The following is an 18,106-nucleotide window of genomic DNA, read 5'->3' on the forward strand; positions in this document are numbered from 1 at the left end:
TTTCAATCGTAGATATAAGATATGAAAGGTGTGTGGATTATATGGGGACAATTGGATTTGTATTCGCGATCGTGGCCATGACATTTGCAATGAATGTGGAGTCAAAGGTGAAGAAATTGGAGAAGCGTGTGAAAGAGTTAGAAGAGAGGAATTAGGAAGCAGAGGATCGGATCTGCTCCTACAGAAACAGGAAAGAAGCACGGGAACCGTCTCCCGTGCTTCTTTCATACCGTGATATAGGGTTGGAGTTTGGATAGCATGTCGGTGCTCCATGAGCGGTAAGCCGGAGCAACATCATTCGTAATGATATCTGATCGTAAAGTAAGATCATCCATTTTACCTTCAAGTCGCTCTAACTGATTCAAGACATTTGAAAATGATTGAATGCCTTGGACCACCTCTTTGTCATCCTGAAACAAAACTTCCAGTGAGACATGGCTTTGCGCAATCTGAACGAATGCTTGTATGACGTCGTTCAAGACGACATCCCCTTCTGTTTTTTCAAAATCAGAAAAGCTAGCAACTACATAGTCAAGTGCTTCGTTTACTGTCTCAATCAGCCCAGTATACTGTTTGCAGAACTCCAATTGTTCTTTGGTCATTTCTAACGTTTTCATGCTGTCCACCTATTTTCGTTTATCGTAAAACATGCCGTCAAAATTCATGTTCTCGTATGGATTCGAATAGCGCTTTGCAGTTGTTTTTTTCTTTTCCAAGCCGTTGATATCTTTATTAATCAAACGTTTGATTAATAAAAGCTTTTCATTGATCGCTTCGTTCCAGAGGAGCATCTGCTTTCCCATCTTCTCTTCATCAGCTGAAAATGGAGGGAGGATTTTAGGAAGCAAGACTTCGCGTTCTTCGAGCAGCTTCTCTATTTCAGAAATAGTTTCCTCGCGATTAGAATCTATGTCTTCCTGAGTTAATTCATACAGTTTTTTTGTTACTACAAAACATTGAAGGACGGCACTCATTACACTTGGCCGCCCTGCCCGGCGTGTACCTGCTGGCGATTCATTTGGATGACCTGTTTCCACGTATCGCGGAACTCCGTCACCATGCCTTCTACCTCTTCTAAAATAGCAGTGTCACTATTCACATTCGCTTCTATCAAACGACGATTGATATAATCATAAAGAGCCATCATATTTTGAGAGACTTTCAGATCCATATTCAATGTCACCATTAATTCCTGGACGATCTTTTGGGCCTTCAAAATGCTTGTATTCCGCGCTTCAATATTTTTTGAGACCATAGCTTGCTTCGCCTGATTGATGAACTTCAAGCAGCCGTTGTATAACATAAGCGTAAGTTCTCCTGGGGATGCTGTACTCACAGAATTATTTTGATATGTCTGGTAAGGGTTATTGATAGCCATCATTGCACTCCTTCTTTATTGCTAAAATTACTGTCCGCCGCCGAACTGCTGCATCAGGTATGTAGCCTGCTGGTTCGATTTTTGAATTGCCTGCTCCATTGCAGTGAACTGGCGGTAGTAGCGGTCTTCAACTTGTGAAAGGCGATCATTGAAACGGTCAATTTGATCATTCAGACTGTTCAGATCTCTTCCAATGGTAAAGGTATTATTTGTACTGGATGCCTTCCCTGCTTTTTGATCAATACCATCCATTGTTTTTTGAATGGTATCACGCAAGCGTCGTGCAATTCCTTTATCAGCAGTAGTTGTGCCATCTTTCGCAAACAGCTGATAAATTCCATTAGGGTCACTCGAAATAGCCTCTTTCAATTTATCTGGATTAATAACCAGTTTCCCTTTATCCATAAAATTACTGGAGGTTGTAATCCCGATTTTTGCAAGCTGATCAAATCCAGTAATACCGCTGACAGGAGAGTAAAAATCGTTGCGCATTTGGTTCAACCCACTGGAAAGAACAGAGTCACCTCTTAGCGTTCCGCTTTTAGCCTTCTCATCCCATAGCTCTGCTTCTTTATCAGACATCGCTTCTCTTTGATCAGAGGTTAGAGGCTGATAGTCACGGTAGCGCTTTTCATCCAGTTGCCCGTTCACGTTTTCAATCAGCTTGTTGTATTCGTCCACAAACTTCGTAATCGAGTCTAGTATTTTATCAACATCAGGTGATGAGGAAAATGTGGTAGAGCCTAAATTTTTCACCGTAAACTCGACTCCATTGATGTTAAAAGTATTTGTAGAACGGGTTGTTGTTAGACCATTATATGTAAAGGCAGCATCTGTTCCTAATGTTCCTTCCCCATTCGTTTCTGCGGTTTTATTATCGCTGTCTAACTGTAAGAAGCCTGTTAAAAAAGTCCCTGCAGTTTCTGTTAAGGATATTTCGGCAACATCCGTATTAGCTGCATCTTTAGCATCTCCAGTATTTTTAGATGTCAACGCCACATTTTGAGTAGCACTATCATAGAACATCGTTATACCGAACTGTTTATTGATTTTATCGATTACGCTGTTTAACGTTTCCTGTGTCGGATCAAAACTAAGGGACTTACTTGAGGTATCAAGTTTGCCGTCAGTACCAATCGCATCTATCTTAATGGTTTGTGTCCCAGTAATGCCGTAGTCGCTTAGTTTTTTAGTTGGGTCAATAGCAGCAGCATTATATTGTATTTTACTTTTACTGTGCATAGTAGCAGCACTTGCGAGTGAAGTAACATTTAAGGATCCTGAAAAGTCAGATGTGGAACTTAGATTTCGAATTGAAGCGACACTCTCATTTGAGGAATTGATTGTTTTTTGAACATAGGTGCTCTGCTTCATAACTCCATCAAAAATAAGATTATTGAAATCAAATAGAGATTTATTTACTTCCCGGTAATCATCCCGCTGCCATTCCATATACTGCTTTTTTTGAGTCATTTTATCAAGCGGCATTTTTTCAGCTTTCATTAAATCTTTGACCATTTGATCAATATCCATGCCGCTTGCCAACCCGCTGAGTCGCATTGTACTCAAGTGAAAACAACCCCTTTATATCTTTTTATCTACCATCAAACCAAGAAATTCCGTCATCGCTGCATACATATCCAGCATTTTTTTTGATGGGATTTCCTTTACTACTTCCTGCGTCTTATCATCGATGATCGTCACATAGTATTCTTTCAATTTATCATGAAACTCAAATTTCAAATGCGTATTAGATGCTGACACAAAGTCATTCATGCTGTTGATGACCTTTTCCAGCTTTTCTTTTGTTACTTCCTGCTGCTTTTCTTCTTGCTTTTGTGATTGAACTAGTTCGGATGACTTAGATTCTGTAGACTCTTTTTGAACTGTTCCTGAATTAGATAGTAAAGTAGGCGTTTGCCCTTGCACCCGTTCAATCATAGTAATGATTCTCCTTTATTCAATTGTTCTATTAACTATATCGGATAAATAATGGAAGAGTTAAGGGGAAAAATTATAGAAGTTTAAAAGAAAAAAGAGAATTCCAAAACGGAATCCTCTTTCTTTGAAAAATTAACGTAACAACTGAAGAACACCTTGTGGCTGTTGGTTAGCTTGAGCCAACATTGCTTGTGCAGCTTGAGAAAGGATAGAGTTCTTAGTTTGATTCATCATTTCTTTCGCCATATCTACGTCACGAATACGAGATTCAGCAGCTGTTAAGTTTTCAGAAGATGTACCTAGGTTGTTGATAGTATGGTCTAAACGGTTTTGGTATGCACCTAATTTTGAACGTTCTTCCGATACGGTTTTAATAGCTTTGTCAATAGTTGTAATTGCAGCCTTGGCATTTGCATAGGAAGAGACATCAATATTATCCACACCTAAATTCTGTGCGCGCATATCTCTTATAGCAACTCTCATATTTTGGTCTTCATTTGCACCAATTTGCAATTGAACAGCTTCACCACTCACTTTAAAGGCAGTAGCATCAGTAGCAGCAGTTAAAGTTTTATCAACTGTTAATTGGAAGGCTCCTACATTAACTGTTCCATCAGTCGTTGTAACAGTCTTAGTTGTCGCTTCATTTGTTGACGTATTTGTTACAGTATAATCAGCCTTAATACCAACATCGAACTTCATAGTACCGTTACCAGTAATTTTACCAGCACCAATTCCTAATGTTGTTGCACCGGCTGCATCTAAAGAAACTGCATTTGATACATCTACATCATCTTGCGTATCAATAACTGTTCCGTCTTCTGCCATGAAAGTTAACTTCTTTAATCCGCCACCCGAAGTACCATCTTCTACCTTAATTGAATATGATTGGTTTACATCGAAACCAGTATCATTAATTGTGATGTCAGCGCTAGTAACACCAGTTCCATTTGCAGCCAAGTTTGCTGCTGTAGTACTCTTTGAAGCAACTTGAAGTGAATATGTCCCTGTATCTGTACTTGTTAATACTTCAGCCTTTAATACTTTCGTATTCGCCGAGTCCAAAGTCACACTTTGAGATTGAGAACCATCTAATAAATTCTTATTATTAAATTGCGTAGTATTACCTATACGGTCAATCTCACTAGTTAACTGGTCCATTTCCTTTTGAATAGCATCACGGTCAGTGCTAGTGTTTGTATCGTTTGAAGCCTGAACGGAAAGTTCACGCATACGTTGTAGAATACTATGTGTTTCATTCAAAGCGCCTTCAGCAGTTTGAATCATAGAAATTCCATCTTGTGCGTTTGCTGAAGCTTGATCTAAACCACGAATTTGACCGCGCATTTTTTCAGAAATTGCTAGACCTGCAGCATCATCTCCAGCACGGTTGATACGCATACCTGAAGATAATTTTTCCATAGATCTAGATTGGGCGTTAGAAGCTGCGTTCAATCTGTTGTAAGTATTTAATGCAGCAATATTATGATTGATTTGCATTTATTTTTCCTCCTTGAATGTATGGCTCACGTCCTTGTGAACCGTTGGAATTTTTAGAGATTCAACGGCGGCCGTCCGTTGAATTTCCTTACATTAGTTATATCGACATGGTTCGAGGGTCTTTAATAGTTTTTGATAAATTTTTTATTTATTTTTCTTTTTTCGGCAAAATGTTTAGTAGATTGGCCAGCCCAGTGGACGCCTGCTCGTTTTCCTGACCGATCTCTAAGTAGATTTCTTTCCTATGCACTTCTATGTGTTTGGGGGCATTGATGCCGATTTTCACTTGATCACCTTTGATTCCAATCACCGTAATTTCAATGTCATCCCCGATTTGAATGCTTTCACCGTTTTTTCTCGTCAAAACTAGCATTTTTCGTCACCCCTTCGAAGCTGGAAGCTGTTGAAAGATAAATTCTCGCGTCTTGTATTCCGTCTGTGTGAGAATCATCTGCTTCGCTTTTTGGTTTGATAGATTGAAGATGACCGGTGCTTGAAGGTTGGCAGTGCTCTTTTCGAAAGGATCTTTAACCGTCACGATCACCATAGCGGCAACATCTTTTTCATTTTGAAGCGACAGCTGTTCAAGAGTACCCTCGTCAATTTTAAAATCATAGTTTTTATTAAAATAAAATGGATTGGTTAAAACGAATGCCAAGTTCTTGTTTTCAGTGGATTGAAGAATTTGAAAAAGAGGATTGTCTTCTAATGGAAGAAGAACGAATGTCTTTTCATTTAAGAAGCCCGGAATCCCACTGTCAAAATGCCAAATCTCTTCTTGGGCAACTTCCATTTCTCCGTGATATTTTGTACTGATACTCATTTCTACCATTCCTTTTCTTTATACTTGAAGGTTTACAAAATCAATCTGCAGATTTGCCTGCTGCCTCATACCGATGGAAACATGTCCACGCTGAGAATCGATGTATGGCTTGCGTACTTGAGTATTATTCACAACCTTTTGCGGGGTAACGTCCATGTATAGTCGTCCGGGTTCAAAATGGACTTTCACTGAAAAATTAGAAGGAATGTAGCCGATATTAAAATCATAGGTTGGAAGTTCGCCGTGTCGTTCTGCCTGTGCGGCCATAACATTTCCACCATGTTCAATCATCATCAGCTCGTCCCCTTCCTGTGAACTTTCCGCCATCTCCTGGAACCACTCCTGCTCGCTCCGCTGGGCCGCTTCAGCATTCATCCGAAAAACACTTTTCAGGTTCATATCAGCCCATGCCTGCGACTGATCGATTGTCAGCCTCGGCTTTATTGTTTCCATAGTAATATGGGCATTCTCCTGGTGAAGCTGCATCTGTGCATGAGGCTGTTCAATCGTCTGGACAGGCGCACTCGTTTCCATGGCGATTTTGGCTGATTGCGATTGTATTCTGATTTGGGGTATGTTCATTGGAATCACCTTATAATAAAAACTATCCCTAATGAGATAGCTTTAATATTATCTATATTCAGACTAAATGAAAGCGCTTGTCATTAGTCTGGGGCTTACCTTAAGAAATCCATCAAACTCGGCTGTATAATCCGTGCACCCACTCCCATGGCTGCCCGCATGACGCTTTCTTGTACTTTAAGATCTGTGATAACCTTTTCCATATCCGCATCTTCATTGTCAGAGAGGACTTTGTTGGCAATGACCTGCTGCTCATCGATTCGATTTTCCATCAATTCAACACGGTTCATTCTCGCGCCAAGCTCCGAACGGGCGTAAGTCACATTTTGGATATGGCCGTCCAGCTGCTTCAATGAATCATTGATGTCATCGCCTGTTGAGTTCGGATCAGACAACTTCGTGATCAGCTGATCGATATCGCCGAATAATCCGGATGGAGGATTTGTTGAGTTGTCCAAAGTAAATACCTTGGTCGGGTCTGCGTTCACTTGTATATATACGCCTTTTGAAAGCTCCAGCTTGACCGGATTGGTGTTTGTTGAAACTTTTGGCGGAGTGGCAGCCAAATCAATCGGCTGTGATAAAGTATCCGTTCCGTTGAAAAGATATTTCTCTCCAAACTTGGTGTTGCCGAGCTGAACAAGCTGCTCCTTAAGTTGTACGACTTCCTGATTGATAGCGTCGCGCTGTGTTGCATCATATGTATCATTGGATGCCTGCACAGCCAGCTCGCGGATTCTTTGAAGAGCCTGCGTCGCTTTATCCAAAGCAGAATCAGAATTCTCTACCCAGTTGTAGGCTTCACCGAAGTTCCTTTTAAACTGGTCGATTTGCATCAGGCTGTCTCGGTAAGAGACGCCTTTCATTGCAACAACCGGGTCATCGGAAGGCCGGTTGATTTTCTTGCCTGTCGCCAGCTGGTCTTGGAGCGTTCCCATTTTGTCGTAGCTGTTTGTCAAGTTTCTCAGCATGTTAGTGGCGAGCATATTCTGTGTGATTCGCATTACTTATTCAACCTCCTATCTTCCGCCTGTTCCCAAGCCGTTGATGATTTTATCGAGCATTTCATCGATTATGGTAATATTTCGTGCAGCCGCATTGTAGGCTGCCTGGAATTTAATCATGTTGGTCATTTCTTCATCAAGTGAAACCGAACTGACGGACTGCCGGTTTTCATCTACGGATTGGCGAAGCGTCTGACTGTTGTTTTGAAGTCGGTTTGCCTGCTGGGCATCGACGCCAAGCTTCCCAATCATTCCTTCGTAGAATGACTTCATCGTTCCGTTTCCGATTGCACTTAATGATGGTAGATTAAGTGTTGCGCTTAATCCTTCTAACTCTTTTGGTGTAGTTGATGAAAGCTCCCATCCTTGGATGTTGCTCATATTGATCGCATTAGTTCCATCACCTGCGTTGTCCTCAATTGTGGAAGCTGCAATTTGTTCAGGAAGGAGATCTGCCATTTGGATGGAAGACGAAGCTCCTTTGTAATTACTCGTCGAGAGGCTTCCGAGATTAAAGAAGTTATCCGCTTTGGCCGTTCCCGGTAATCCATAGCCTTCTTTTTGAACGGCATTGAAAACATTTCCAAAAGTGAAAGCCAACTTATCAAGGTTATCCAGCATATCTGGGTAAATTCCTTTTTCCCCAGTTTCCGTTCCACTGGCATCATATGTTTTGTACCCATAGGATTCAATGAGGCCCCGGAGTTTTCCTTGGGAGAAATTCATAGCTCCATTGTCATCCACCAAGGAGAGATCCTTCAACTTGACTTCGCCTTTTGCATCGAAAAGTTTCAAGTCTCCTTTTTCAATGCTGCCGCTTGGATTATACGCAATCTTGTCGTCTCCCCCTTGGAAGCCCATTTGCGAATAATCCGCGCCATTTACAAGAAATACTCCTGTATCTTTTCCGGAAGCATCCAACAGTTTAATGTTGTATTTTCCCTCTGCTATATCTAAAGAGTTTCCACCTGAAGAAACTTTTTCTACTTTGATATTTACGTATTCGGAAAGCTGATCGACAAGGTTGTCCCGCTCGTCGTATAGATCATTTGGCAAATAGCCATGAGGTTCAACGGACGCAATCGATTCGTTGATATCCCCGATTTTTTTCAAAATGGAGTTAATGTCCCTAAGCCCTACGCTAACTTCATTTCCTAGATCATCTTTAATAGAAGTAAGGGAATCGTGAAGATAATGAAAGGTGTCCACAACGGCCTGTCCACGTTCCAACACAACGGAGCGCGTCCCTTGGTTTTCCGGATAGACGCTTAAATCCTGCAGCGACTGCCAGAACTGTCCCATAACGGCAGACAATCCGTCTTCACTCGGCTCATTCATGATGCTTTCCATTTTGCTTAAAGAAGTGGCACGGGATGACCAGTAGCCGAGCTTATTGTTTTCCCCCTGATATTGATAATCGAGAAAGCTTTCCCTAACACGTTGTATGGAACCGGCTTCAACGCCCGTTCCCATCTGTCCAGGGATCTGCGGCCTGTTCATGGCTGCTGCCGGATATGGCTCCGTTTGGACAAAGTTGACACGCTGTCGGGAAAACCCTGGAGTATTCGCATTCGATATATTATGTCCTGTTACGTATAGAGCATTTTGCTGTGTGACCAGCCCGCGCCTTGCCGTTTCAAGACCATGAAAAGTAGATGTCATCGGTAGACCTCCATTATGCTTTTGATTCGAATATAGATGCAGAAGGCGATTCTTCTTGATTCGTTAAAGACTTAGAATATTGAAGCGACAAAATATCACCGCTAAACAAATCAAGATTGAGCCAAATATATTGAAGTGACTGCTCTAAGAGTTCCTGATTTAAGTCATTTACTTCTTTTAGTTTTTTAGCTTCACCAGTTAATTGTTTTTGCAGTTCGATTAACTGACTACGATCTTTTTCATCAAGCGAATTTATGAATTCAGTGAGGGTTCTACCCGGTGCAGCTTCCTCGCAGATGCCTACCAGCTTCCCATTCAGCATCTCAATCGCTTTCACATGCTTTTGTTCGTCCTTCATCAGCTGAGTAAGAGTTTCGATGTCTCCAACTTTTATTACATCCGTTTTTTTCTTGGCCAGTTGATGGAGACTGCCATGAAGCTTGATTAATTTTTCCATAAACTCAATGATTGAAAGTTGGATAGACATTAAAACTCCTCCTGCTGTTCTAATCGTTATATCGGCAAAAATGGCGACTTTTTTATGTGTGAATTGAATTTAGGACTATTTACGTATAGATATTGATCAGCATTCCTTGGATTTCTCCGACTTGGCTGAGGATTTCGAGTCCTTTTTTCTCTTTATTGAGGACATCTTTCGTGAGGTTCATCAGCTTGGAATCTACCTCTTTCACAATCTTGTAGATTTTCGTACGGCCTCTTCGATTGAAGCCTCTCTGCTCTTCAAGCTGCATGCCATTCTTTATAGTATCCTCCAAAAAGGATTTCACCATTTTTTTATACTTGCGAAGATCGTCAACAGTTCTGGATTCAGCCAAGACTTTCCCTTGATCTTCAATATCTGATGCCAGCTTGGCAAAACGATCATAGAGCCCGCTGCCTCGTTTATTGGCCATCACTTCCGAAAAGGAAATAGATTCAGAGGCAACCTGTTCTTTTTTGGACAACTTCTGCATGCCCGCTTTTCCTACTTTTTGAACTTCCATGTTTGTTCACCCGTTCTATTAATTTCTTCAATTACTACTATTCTAAATCATGTAAATAGAAGAAAAAAGAGGAGATGTCAAAAGATTGATATCTCCTCGCTTATATTATTTCAAAAGTTGAAGAACTCCTTGCGGCAGCTGGTTCGCTTGCGCAAGCATGGCTTGTCCAGCTTGGTTCAAAATGTTGTTCTTCGTGAACTCTGACATTTCTTTCGCCATATCCACATCGCGGATGCGGGATTCAGCAGATGTCAGGTTTTCGTTGGCTGTCTGGATGTTTGTAACGGTATGCTCCAGACGATTTTGAATGGCACCAAGTTTACTTCGCTCGTCCGATACCTTTTGAATTGCTTTATCAATCTTTGTTATTGCAGCGCTTGCGTCCTCTGCTGTACTTACATAAACCCCATGGACAGCTTTCTCTCCTGCTGTTGCTAAAGGATTGTATTTATCATCTGTTGCAATTCCGAGGTTTACAGCGTCCATTACACTCAACGAGAACTCCATTGTTTCTGATTCATTTGCACCAATTTGGAGAGACACTTTCAAATCATCTCCAGTAGCAGCGGGATCTCCGCTTAACAATTTCTTCTGGTTAAACTGGGTAGTATCCGCAATTCGGTCAACCTCAAATGTGAGCTGATCCATTTCTTTCTGAATTGCTCCCCGGTCTTCATCAGTCAACGTTCCGTTTGAAGCCTGCACCGATAATTCCCTCATACGCTGAAGGATGCTGTGGGTTTCGTTCAAGGCGCCTTCACCGGTTTGGATGAGGGAAATCCCATCCAATGCATTTCGCTCAGCCATGTCCAGGCCGCGGATTTGGGAACGCATTTTTTCGGAAATCGCCAGACCTGCTGCGTCATCTGCTGCACGGTTAATGCGGAGGCCTGAAGAAAGCTTCTCAAGATTTTTTGATGTATTGGACATTGTTTGGGATAGGTTTCGGTATGCATTCAATGCTTGGATATTATGGTTGATTCTCATCTGTTATTTCCCCTCTTCTACCGTATTCTCGTCGCGCTCGTATACTAAAATATGCTTTTCGTAGGCATTGGCTTTCTGTCTCTTCAAGTCAGCTTTTGTGCTTGGCTTCTCTTTAAGCGCTGTGTTCCAGGCGTCTGAAATCCTGGTCAGAATTTCAAGCACTTCTCTTAAAATGGCAGGATCTTTCTGAAGATTTCCTTCAATGACCCGATCCGCCATATAGTTGTAGAGGGCATCGAGCTGATCCGCAATGATTCCCGCGTCGTAATTCAATCCAACCCCGAGCCGCTGCAAAATATCATTAACATTTTTCAGTTTAATGTTGGAGTCGATATATTTTTTTTGATGAATATCATCAATTGCATACGTTAAGTCATCAATGGCCGCCTCATATAAAAGCGACGTAATCTCCTGGGATGATTTCTGGTAAATCAATTCTTTTGTTATAAAATCCATTTTTTAATCCTCCCGCTATTTGTTTTATCGGTTCAAAAAGAATGTTATTAATACGTTTTTTCCATTTCCTCGATCAGCAGCAGGATTTCCGCAATAACCGAGTACAGCTGTGGAGGAATGTTGTCTCCCAAGTCGATGTCCAGCAAATGCTTGACCAGGCTCTCATCCTCCTGCATCTGGATGTTGTGCTGCTTGGCCAGTTCAATAATTTTTGCTGCAAGAACACCGGAGCCCTGTGCAACAACGGTCGGCGAGCCACCTTCCCCTTCATCGTAGCGGATGACTGCAGCAGTCGGTCCGTTCATGGCTCTCTTGTTTTTCTGATTAAAATAATGCGGCATCATATCGAAAAATCGTATCCTTTCTCTGTAAAGGCAGGATTTTTGATTGACGGCTTCTCGGCTTTTGACTGTTCTTTTGCTGGAGCTGTATGTAAAGAAGAGAACTGGACGCTGCCGATTCCATAGCCGATTTCCTCTAGACGTTCCTTCGCGATATCCGTTAACGGAGCCATTTTTTCTTTGAAGCCGGGGCTGTCATTTTTAATATTAATAGAAAGATTGCGGTTCGTTGTTTTTAAAGAAATTCCCAGATCCCCAAGCTTCTTCGTTTCCAGTAAAAAGAAGAGGCTGCAATTCTCCCAATCTATTTTTTGCGAGCTATTATTAGAGTTGATAAAGACCTTTACGTTTTCTACTTGGTCTTTCAGCACAAGCGGCAGCGAGAACATCATGCTCTGCAGCCCGGATGGGTCATTCTTGCTAAGAAGCTGCTGCCCTGTCAGGTTCTGCATCAATCCATCAACCTTCAACGAGGATTGGGAAATGCCATCCGCTTCGTTCTGCAGCTTCATTAAGATATTCTTCATGTTAGTATCCAAGGCACTTTCATTCTTTGAACTTTGGACAAGTGCCTGGGCGTGGTCCGCGTCATGCGTCAATCCCATCTGTTTCAAATATTCGAATGCTCCACGGGCTGTCGGCTGCTGTTTGAACGCTGCCTGGGCTTGATCAAACTGCTGAAGCAGCTGCTTTTCCGGTGCTGCCCCATCAAGCTGTGTCAATTCTTTTGAAACAAAATGCTGAACGCGCGTGTCGGATGGTTTGAACGTTATTTTATCAATCATCATTTTGATGTCAGAGACGATTTTTTTTGCACCTGGATAGTCGCCATCTGCAAGAAGCTGCTTAGCTTGGGCAAGCTGCGTGCTCGCCGTCATGAGCTTCTTCTCCGTCTTCATATCGGTATAAAGCATAAAGTCACTTTTTAAAATGGTCTGATCGAGCTGTTTGATTGTTGCTTCAAGCAGAGGTTTCGCTGATGCTTTTCCAATGTTTTGCTCGACTGTTTGGAGATTCCGGGTGACATCCTGTTTGAATGACTTAAAATCAATTGCAGCTTGTGAAAGCTTCAGCGTAATCTTACTTACAATGAAATCCTTCGATTGAAATGGGATGGAAGCAAACAAATCATCATTAAGCTGATAGAAGTCTTGAGTATTAGTGATGTCCTGGGAAGGCAGTGACTGCTTAATCTCCCCTTCTATTCTTTTCATTGCATTCATCAGTTCCTGGCGGGCAGCCATTTCTTTTCCTATAGAAGAAAGTTGATTGGCATTTTGAATTGCATTTTGCAGGATGCCGGCTTGTCCATCCGACAGTTTATCTGTCAATCCATTCAGGTTTTGAAGGATTTTAGATAAATCCGGGTCTTTTTGGATAGACTTCATCAGTTTTGCGATTTCGTTTAATCGATTGTCTTCTGCCAGGACAGGATTCTGTGATATTTGAACAGCCCCATCTTGCTTCAATGTAGAGAGAAGAAGATTAGCTGCAAGCTTAAGGAGCTTTTGGCTGTCTCCGTTATTTTTGTTCTCAGCCAAGCGAAGCAGCTGTTCGCTTTGTGTAAGACTCTTCTTGATTCCAGAAAGAGAAGGATCCTTTCTTAGCTCGTCCTTTAACATGGCGATGGCTTTTGCGATGTCACCATGCTTGATTTCATCGATTGCCGCTTTTAAAACATCCGTAGGCTTGCCATATGGAGCACTCTCCACTTTCGTGAATGAAAACTGGCCGTCAATTTCTTTCGCAAGCTGCGCCAATTCCTTGCCATAAGATGAACCAAATAGGGCTTCATGGACGGACTTCATTTGTGCCGGGGTGAAATCCAACCCTTTTTTCGCCATAACTGCAATGGTTTCGAGTTTTTGATTGATGTTTCCTGGCTCTGATTCTATGAATTTTTTCAAATCCTGAAAGGTTTGTTTTGTGAGCGGGATGCCTTTTTGCTGAAGAATGGCAGCTGCTGATTTAATGCCATCTGATACAGGCTTTCCGTCATTAAGCTGGAGAAGGGTTTTATCGAGATCAGCTTTTTGACCGGTTCCTTTTCCATTATCTGCAGATGCCGCACTCTTTACTAAAGGCGGGGATTGATTGGCGTCGACGACCTGAATCATCGTTTTGCCCTGGGTTGATGCAGGATTTTCAAACTTTACTTTGAAATCCTGATTTCTTATTTGGAGGATGGCCTCGTCATTTGGGAGCTTCTCCTTAATGAAGGCATGATAAATATCCCCTTCCTTCAACGTGATTGCCTTATCTGAAGGGGCGAAGTTCGTCAATTTCTGTTCGTTTGCCACTTGCATGTCTGTTCACGCTCCACACTTTTAAGGGATTCTTTCATCTGCGCTCATCCTTGAGCTCTTAGATCCATCCGTGTGTGTTGGTTTTTATTTTCGAAAAAATTTCAACATTGCCTTTGCCGTCTCTTTTGGATCGGCTTTATATTCGCCGCTTTCTACTTTCTGCTTCAATTCTTCCACTTTTGCCTGGCGCTCTATGATCAGCTGGGAAGACTGCTGCATTTCCTTTGCGGCAGTAGAAATCTCCACTTTGTCATTGCCCATCCCTCTTGTCTGGGCAGTCTTTTCATATTTCTCCGCTTGCTTCTTGTAAGGGTTAATTCCAGAATTATTAAATGGATTGATCTTCAATTTTAACACCTCTCTTTTCTCCGTCCGCTTTTCTTATATACATTATATCGGAAGATTTTTATATTTGTTTAGTGTATATCCATAGTTCGTTGATACTAATCTTTTTCCAATAAAAAAGGCCCATAAACGAGCCTTTTACCTTAGTCTTTATTTGAGTAATACGTAGCTTTTTCTTTTTCCCTGATTTCAATCGCACGCTTCTGTTCGTTTTGGAATGTTTTAAGATCCGCTCGCAGTGTGGAAGAACAGTTTTCGCAAATTTTCCCCTGCTTGATGATAGAGCCACATTTATCGCAAGGGTAGCCTAGATTCGGGAAATTGGCGATGTTAAATCGACCTTTGCGGACAAATTTATGGACCAGGTCCTCGGAAACTCCCGTCTGTGCGACAATTGTCGGGATTGTGGCTGCCCGGTTCTCACGCTTTCTTAAAAAGGCATAGACCGTATCATATTGTTTTTCTTCTTCTTTGAAGCATTTTTCGCATACATCGCGGAACGCATTTTTCACGAAAATGCTGTCACATGTAGGACAGTTCGTTAATTCTGCCATCTGTCATCTCTCCCTGCACAATTCTTTCTGTTCTTTATATCGGCAGGTTTCGATGACAGTTAAATGCTTCTCGCTATTGTTAAGGAAGAAACTTTTTTGGCCCCATTGTCTTTCAGGACCTTTGCGGCATGGCGGAGAGTGGCGCCAGTTGTGTAGATATCGTCGATAAGGAGGATTGATTTTTTTTCAATGATAGTGGCGCATTCTGGATTTAGCCGAAAAACCTGTTCAGCTTCAATCCGTTCTCTCCGTGATTTCTTAGACTGTTTTTCCGAGTGGGTTCTTTCAAGCAGATGTGCTGGCTGGAATCCTGCTTCAATAATCAGCGCTTCCGATTGGTTGAATCCCCTCTCGTATAACCTCTCTGCGCTAAGCGGGATTGGCGCGATGATATCAGGCTTTTCTTTCTTAATCAAACGTTTGATTAAATTTGAAAAAGCCTTTGATATCAAGTAATCTCCCCGATATTTATACTTGGCCAAGACTTCTTTGAAAAAGTCATTGTACACATAAAATGAGTGATTTTGACTGAGGGATCCGCTCCATTCCCCTTCTTCCCATTGGATGCAATCCTGGCATTGTCCGCTTTCCTTCTGAGGACGTGAGCACGTTTTGCACCGTTCTCCTTCTATTAATTGGAGTTCGTCCTGGCAAGCCGGGCAAAAAGGTTCGATGTCGCAGACTTTAATCATGGCTGTCCAGTTGAAATTAGGATAGACGGGTTCATGGCAGTACAGGCAATGTCCGCTCATTCTTTGAGCCACCCCCTCTTTTTCGCTTCATTATTCATTTTTAAAATATGAAGCTTGGCTTTTTCCATTGCATATGTCCTTCCGAAGTGAAAAAACGTAATGTTTCCTGTTGGCTGAGATGCACTTCTTCCCACCCGGCCGGAGATTTGGACGAGCGCTGCTTCTTTGAATGTCGGATCATCCGTTCCTACAACCGCCACATCCAGGCCCGGGATTGTCACTCCCCTTTCCAGGATTGTGGTCGTCAAGAGAATCGGAATCTCTCCGTTTCTCATTTTTTGGACCTTTTCTTTTCTCTCTGGATCTTCAGCGTGTACAGATTCTATAGAAGGATTTAGTTTTTGAAATAAAGGAAGTGCTTTTTGCATCGTTTCGATATTTGGAAAGAAAATGAAAGCTTGTGTTTTGCTTGCAAGCCGTTGTTCTGTCCATTTTCTTAATGGGAGTGGAATTTTTCCTTTGGAGAACTTCTTCTGCCAATCGGTCCCCCATTTAAAAACAGGGACAGGGAGCGGATGACCGTGGTAACGGACGGGGATCCTTACATATGGAAGCTTTCCTAGATTGGCTTGCTGCTGCAGACTGCGGTTGGGCGTTGCAGTGAGGTAGATAGTGCTTGATTCGGGTTTTTGTGCTTTGGCTGCCGCGAATTTCAACGCCGCATCCATACTGAAGGGAAAAGCGTCGACTTCATCGATGACCATGACATCAAAAGCAGATCGGAATCGAAGCAGCTGGTGGGTAGTAGCGATGGTCAGCGGAGAGTAGTCCCACTTCTGTTCGCTTCCCCCATAAAGTGAAACGACCGGGACTTCCGGAAATGCTCGTTGAAGGCGAGGCGTCAATTCATGGATGACATCGGTTCGCGGACTTGCGATGCAGACACGCATTCCTGTTGTGATTGCTTCTTCAATTCCCGCGAAGAGAACTTCCGTCTTTCCCGCTCCGCACACGGCCCAGACGAGAAGATTTGTGTTCTTATGAATAGCTTTAATGAGTTTATCGGATGCTTCCTGCTGTCCAGGTGAGAGATGTCCTTCCCATTGGAGAATGTTTTCATATTGCTGTTCCGGGGGAGGTCCGGTCCATGTTATGAGCGGGGTGCATTCTGAGACCCTTCCCATCATGATGCAGTTGCGGCAGTAGCGGCACTTGTGATGGCAGCGGGAGCACTGCATTTTTGTGATTAGATGGAGTTTGCTTGTGCCGCATCGCTGGCAACAACCGTTTTCGATACCTTTTTGATAGGAGACATAACCATGGAGGTAGTGGTCGTGTAGCAGTTCAATTGGAAATGGAATTTCATCAAGAAGGAGGGCTTTTCCTGTCAGGAGGTTCTGGAGTTCCTTTGAGAAATGGTATGGCTGCTGAGGTTTGTGAGGGAGTTCCTCATATTGTGCGATGGGTTTTAATTCATGGGGTAATTCCTTTGGGGCAAGCGGCTCGGGGATTAATGTTTCATTTTGAACAATGAATCTCAATATTTCAGCTCCTTTTGTTAAAAATAAGCGCCAGGCTTGGTCGGCACTGGCGCTGCTGTTGATTATTTTTTCACCCAAGTGAGGCCCATGGCGCCTTCGCCAAGATGTGTCCCGATGACCGCTCCGAAATAGCCGATCATGAATTCTACATTCGGATATTTTTCTTTCAGTTCATTTCTCCACTCGTTCGCTTCTGCTTCGCGATTCGCATGGATGATGCAGGCTTGGTACTCGCTGCCAGACTGAGCGTCTTCTGCAAGGAGATCTTCAATCCGCTTCATCGCTTTTTTCCGAGTACGGATTTTTTCAAAAGGAACGATGACTTTGTCCTGGAAATACAGGAGCGGCTTCACTTGAAGCAGGCTTCCGATAAAGGCCTGTGCGCCAGAAAGCCTTCCACCGCGCTGAAGATGGACAAGGTCATCCACCATGAAATAGGCACGGAGGGTTTTCTTCATTTCATTTAAGCGGTCAATGATGACAGTTGGCAATTCCCCTTGCTTCGCCATTTTGGCTGCCTCCAGGACATAGAATCCCTGAGCCATACAGCTGATTTCGGAATCAAAAGCGTAGACTTCAATTCCTTCGACCATCTCTCCTGCAGTAACCGCTCCTTGATAGGTGCCGCTGATCCCGCTGGATAAATGGATGCTGATGACCGCATCATAGTTCGTGCTTAATTTTTCAAAAAGGTCGACGAAATCCCCGATGGCTGGCTGGGATGTCGTCGGCAGCTTATTCTCTTTCTTGACTTCCTGGAAGAAATCCTCTGCATGAAGGTCGACTTCCTCGCGGTAGGACTCCCCTCCCATCACGACATTCAGGGAGATCATATGTATATCGAACTGTTCACGCAATTCTTTCGGAATATACGCTGTACTATCCGTAACAATTGCCGTTTTCATAGGAGTACCTCTCTTTATCTTTAATGGGCATGTACTGATATATATGTTTTCCATTTTATCTGAATTGAATGGGCTTTGCACTAGT

The 18,106-nt window shown here is 42.7% G+C and carries 22 protein-coding genes; all 22 read right to left on the minus strand.

Annotated features, from left to right (window positions below):
* Positions 1-224 precede the first annotated feature (224 nt).
* The 22 genes from DFR59_RS15090 to DFR59_RS15195 all read right to left on the minus strand — a co-directional run bounded on the left by DFR59_RS15090 (position 225) and on the right by DFR59_RS15195 (position 18,021).
* The gene (locus DFR59_RS15090) at positions 225-617 is read right to left on the minus strand and encodes a DUF8042 domain-containing protein (protein WP_114746503.1); all 393 of its coding nucleotides are present in this window, start codon (positions 615-617) and stop codon (positions 225-227) included.
* A 9-nt stretch (positions 618-626) separates the two neighbouring features.
* Positions 627-974, minus strand: coding sequence for a flagellar protein FliT (fliT, locus tag DFR59_RS15095; protein ID WP_114746504.1), 348 nt, complete (start codon positions 972-974; stop codon positions 627-629).
* Positions 974-1,378 (minus strand): flagellar export chaperone FliS, encoded by a 405-nt coding sequence (gene fliS / locus DFR59_RS15100; RefSeq protein ID WP_114746505.1) that lies wholly within the window; start codon positions 1,376-1,378, stop codon positions 974-976. The genes fliT and fliS overlap by 1 nt, the downstream gene beginning before the upstream one ends.
* Before the next feature lie 27 nt (positions 1,379-1,405).
* Positions 1,406-2,938 carry a flagellar hook-associated protein 2 gene (locus DFR59_RS15105; protein WP_114746555.1) on the minus strand — a complete coding sequence of 511 codons (1,533 nt, stop codon included), beginning with the start codon at positions 2,936-2,938 and terminating at the stop codon, positions 1,406-1,408.
* A gap of 24 nt (positions 2,939-2,962) precedes the next feature.
* Entirely contained in the window at positions 2,963-3,319 is a 357-nt protein-coding gene (gene flaG / locus DFR59_RS15110) for a flagellar protein FlaG (protein WP_114746506.1), read from the minus strand.
* Between the two features lie 132 nt (positions 3,320-3,451).
* A complete protein-coding gene (locus DFR59_RS15115; protein WP_114746507.1) occupies positions 3,452-4,819 on the minus strand; it encodes a flagellin N-terminal helical domain-containing protein in 1,368 nt (455 codons plus the stop codon).
* A 148-nt stretch (positions 4,820-4,967) separates the two neighbouring features.
* Entirely contained in the window at positions 4,968-5,192 is a 225-nt protein-coding gene (csrA, locus tag DFR59_RS15120; RefSeq protein ID WP_114746508.1) for a carbon storage regulator CsrA, read from the minus strand.
* Between the two features lie 6 nt (positions 5,193-5,198).
* Complete coding sequence (gene fliW / locus DFR59_RS15125; RefSeq protein ID WP_114746509.1) at positions 5,199-5,642, minus strand: flagellar assembly protein FliW; 444 nt, start codon at positions 5,640-5,642, stop codon at positions 5,199-5,201.
* A gap of 18 nt (positions 5,643-5,660) precedes the next feature.
* Positions 5,661-6,224 carry a DUF6470 family protein gene (locus tag DFR59_RS15130; RefSeq protein WP_114746510.1) on the minus strand — a complete coding sequence of 188 codons (564 nt, stop codon included), beginning with the start codon at positions 6,222-6,224 and terminating at the stop codon, positions 5,661-5,663.
* A 95-nt stretch (positions 6,225-6,319) separates the two neighbouring features.
* Positions 6,320-7,228 (minus strand): flagellar hook-associated protein FlgL, encoded by a 909-nt coding sequence (gene flgL / locus DFR59_RS15135; protein WP_114746511.1) that lies wholly within the window; start codon positions 7,226-7,228, stop codon positions 6,320-6,322.
* Between the two features lie 15 nt (positions 7,229-7,243).
* Complete coding sequence (flgK, locus tag DFR59_RS15140) at positions 7,244-8,890, minus strand: flagellar hook-associated protein FlgK (protein WP_114746512.1); 1,647 nt, start codon at positions 8,888-8,890, stop codon at positions 7,244-7,246.
* A gap of 13 nt (positions 8,891-8,903) precedes the next feature.
* Positions 8,904-9,377, minus strand: coding sequence for a flagellar protein FlgN (locus DFR59_RS15145; RefSeq protein ID WP_114746513.1), 474 nt, complete (start codon positions 9,375-9,377; stop codon positions 8,904-8,906).
* Between the two features lie 79 nt (positions 9,378-9,456).
* Positions 9,457-9,894: a YaaR family protein gene (locus tag DFR59_RS15150; RefSeq protein ID WP_114746514.1), complete on the minus strand. Its 438-nt coding sequence runs from the start codon at positions 9,892-9,894 to the stop codon at positions 9,457-9,459.
* Positions 9,895-9,999: 105 nt separating this feature from the next.
* Positions 10,000-10,881 (minus strand): flagellin Hag, encoded by an 882-nt coding sequence (hag, locus tag DFR59_RS15155; RefSeq protein WP_114746515.1) that lies wholly within the window; start codon positions 10,879-10,881, stop codon positions 10,000-10,002.
* A 3-nt stretch (positions 10,882-10,884) separates the two neighbouring features.
* Positions 10,885-11,337, minus strand: a complete 453-nt coding sequence (locus DFR59_RS15160) for a flagellar export chaperone FliS (RefSeq protein WP_114746516.1) — start codon at positions 11,335-11,337, stop codon at positions 10,885-10,887.
* A 47-nt stretch (positions 11,338-11,384) separates the two neighbouring features.
* Positions 11,385-11,681 carry an EscU/YscU/HrcU family type III secretion system export apparatus switch protein gene (locus DFR59_RS15165; protein ID WP_114746517.1) on the minus strand — a complete coding sequence of 99 codons (297 nt, stop codon included), beginning with the start codon at positions 11,679-11,681 and terminating at the stop codon, positions 11,385-11,387.
* Positions 11,678-13,984 carry a hypothetical protein gene (locus DFR59_RS15170; protein WP_114746518.1) on the minus strand — a complete coding sequence of 769 codons (2,307 nt, stop codon included), beginning with the start codon at positions 13,982-13,984 and terminating at the stop codon, positions 11,678-11,680. Before DFR59_RS15170 ends, DFR59_RS15165 begins: the two co-directional genes overlap by 4 nt.
* Positions 13,985-14,068: 84 nt before the next feature.
* Entirely contained in the window at positions 14,069-14,341 is a 273-nt protein-coding gene (gene flgM / locus DFR59_RS15175; RefSeq protein WP_342768319.1) for a flagellar biosynthesis anti-sigma factor FlgM, read from the minus strand.
* A gap of 131 nt (positions 14,342-14,472) precedes the next feature.
* Positions 14,473-14,883: a TIGR03826 family flagellar region protein gene (locus tag DFR59_RS15180; protein ID WP_114746519.1), complete on the minus strand. Its 411-nt coding sequence runs from the start codon at positions 14,881-14,883 to the stop codon at positions 14,473-14,475.
* Between the two features lie 59 nt (positions 14,884-14,942).
* A complete protein-coding gene (locus DFR59_RS15185) occupies positions 14,943-15,635 on the minus strand; it encodes a ComFC family protein (protein WP_114746520.1) in 693 nt (230 codons plus the stop codon).
* Positions 15,632-17,116: an ATP-dependent helicase ComFA gene (locus tag DFR59_RS15190; protein ID WP_114746557.1), complete on the minus strand. Its 1,485-nt coding sequence runs from the start codon at positions 17,114-17,116 to the stop codon at positions 15,632-15,634. The genes DFR59_RS15185 and DFR59_RS15190 overlap by 4 nt, the downstream gene beginning before the upstream one ends.
* A gap of 62 nt (positions 17,117-17,178) precedes the next feature.
* Positions 17,179-18,021, minus strand: coding sequence for a DegV family protein (locus DFR59_RS15195; RefSeq protein WP_114746521.1), 843 nt, complete (start codon positions 18,019-18,021; stop codon positions 17,179-17,181).
* Between the last annotated feature and the right edge of the window lie 85 nt (positions 18,022-18,106).

Origin of the sequence: Falsibacillus pallidus (genome assembly GCF_003350505.1) — a bacterium.
Taxonomy (GTDB): domain Bacteria; phylum Bacillota; class Bacilli; order Bacillales; family DSM-25281; genus Falsibacillus; species Falsibacillus pallidus.

Excerpts from the sequence above, each read along its gene's own strand:
- DFR59_RS15090 (WP_114746503.1), bottom strand. The coding sequence starts at position 617 with ATGAAAACGTTAGAAATGACCAAAGAACAATTGGAGTTCTGCAAACAG.
- fliT (WP_114746504.1), bottom strand. The coding sequence starts at position 974 with ATGAGTGCCGTCCTTCAATGTTTTGTAGTAACAAAAAAACTGTATGAA.
- fliS (WP_114746505.1), bottom strand. The coding sequence starts at position 1,378 with ATGGCTATCAATAACCCTTACCAGACATATCAAAATAATTCTGTGAGT.
- DFR59_RS15105 (WP_114746555.1), bottom strand. The coding sequence starts at position 2,938 with ATGCGACTCAGCGGGTTGGCAAGCGGCATGGATATTGATCAAATGGTC.
- flaG (WP_114746506.1), bottom strand. The coding sequence starts at position 3,319 with ATGATTGAACGGGTGCAAGGGCAAACGCCTACTTTACTATCTAATTCA.
- DFR59_RS15115 (WP_114746507.1), bottom strand. The coding sequence starts at position 4,819 with ATGCAAATCAATCATAATATTGCTGCATTAAATACTTACAACAGATTG.
- csrA (WP_114746508.1), bottom strand. The coding sequence starts at position 5,192 with ATGCTAGTTTTGACGAGAAAAAACGGTGAAAGCATTCAAATCGGGGAT.
- fliW (WP_114746509.1), bottom strand. The coding sequence starts at position 5,642 with ATGAGTATCAGTACAAAATATCACGGAGAAATGGAAGTTGCCCAAGAA.
- DFR59_RS15130 (WP_114746510.1), bottom strand. The coding sequence starts at position 6,224 with ATGAACATACCCCAAATCAGAATACAATCGCAATCAGCCAAAATCGCC.
- flgL (WP_114746511.1), bottom strand. The coding sequence starts at position 7,228 with ATGCGAATCACACAGAATATGCTCGCCACTAACATGCTGAGAAACTTG.
- flgK (WP_114746512.1), bottom strand. The coding sequence starts at position 8,890 with ATGACATCTACTTTTCATGGTCTTGAAACGGCAAGGCGCGGGCTGGTC.
- DFR59_RS15145 (WP_114746513.1), bottom strand. The coding sequence starts at position 9,377 with ATGTCTATCCAACTTTCAATCATTGAGTTTATGGAAAAATTAATCAAG.
- DFR59_RS15150 (WP_114746514.1), bottom strand. The coding sequence starts at position 9,894 with ATGGAAGTTCAAAAAGTAGGAAAAGCGGGCATGCAGAAGTTGTCCAAA.
- hag (WP_114746515.1), bottom strand. The coding sequence starts at position 10,881 with ATGAGAATCAACCATAATATCCAAGCATTGAATGCATACCGAAACCTA.
- DFR59_RS15160 (WP_114746516.1), bottom strand. The coding sequence starts at position 11,337 with ATGGATTTTATAACAAAAGAATTGATTTACCAGAAATCATCCCAGGAG.
- DFR59_RS15165 (WP_114746517.1), bottom strand. The coding sequence starts at position 11,681 with ATGATGCCGCATTATTTTAATCAGAAAAACAAGAGAGCCATGAACGGA.
- DFR59_RS15170 (WP_114746518.1), bottom strand. The coding sequence starts at position 13,984 with ATGCAAGTGGCAAACGAACAGAAATTGACGAACTTCGCCCCTTCAGAT.
- DFR59_RS15180 (WP_114746519.1), bottom strand. The coding sequence starts at position 14,883 with ATGGCAGAATTAACGAACTGTCCTACATGTGACAGCATTTTCGTGAAA.
- DFR59_RS15185 (WP_114746520.1), bottom strand. The coding sequence starts at position 15,635 with ATGAGCGGACATTGCCTGTACTGCCATGAACCCGTCTATCCTAATTTC.
- DFR59_RS15195 (WP_114746521.1), bottom strand. The coding sequence starts at position 18,021 with ATGAAAACGGCAATTGTTACGGATAGTACAGCGTATATTCCGAAAGAA.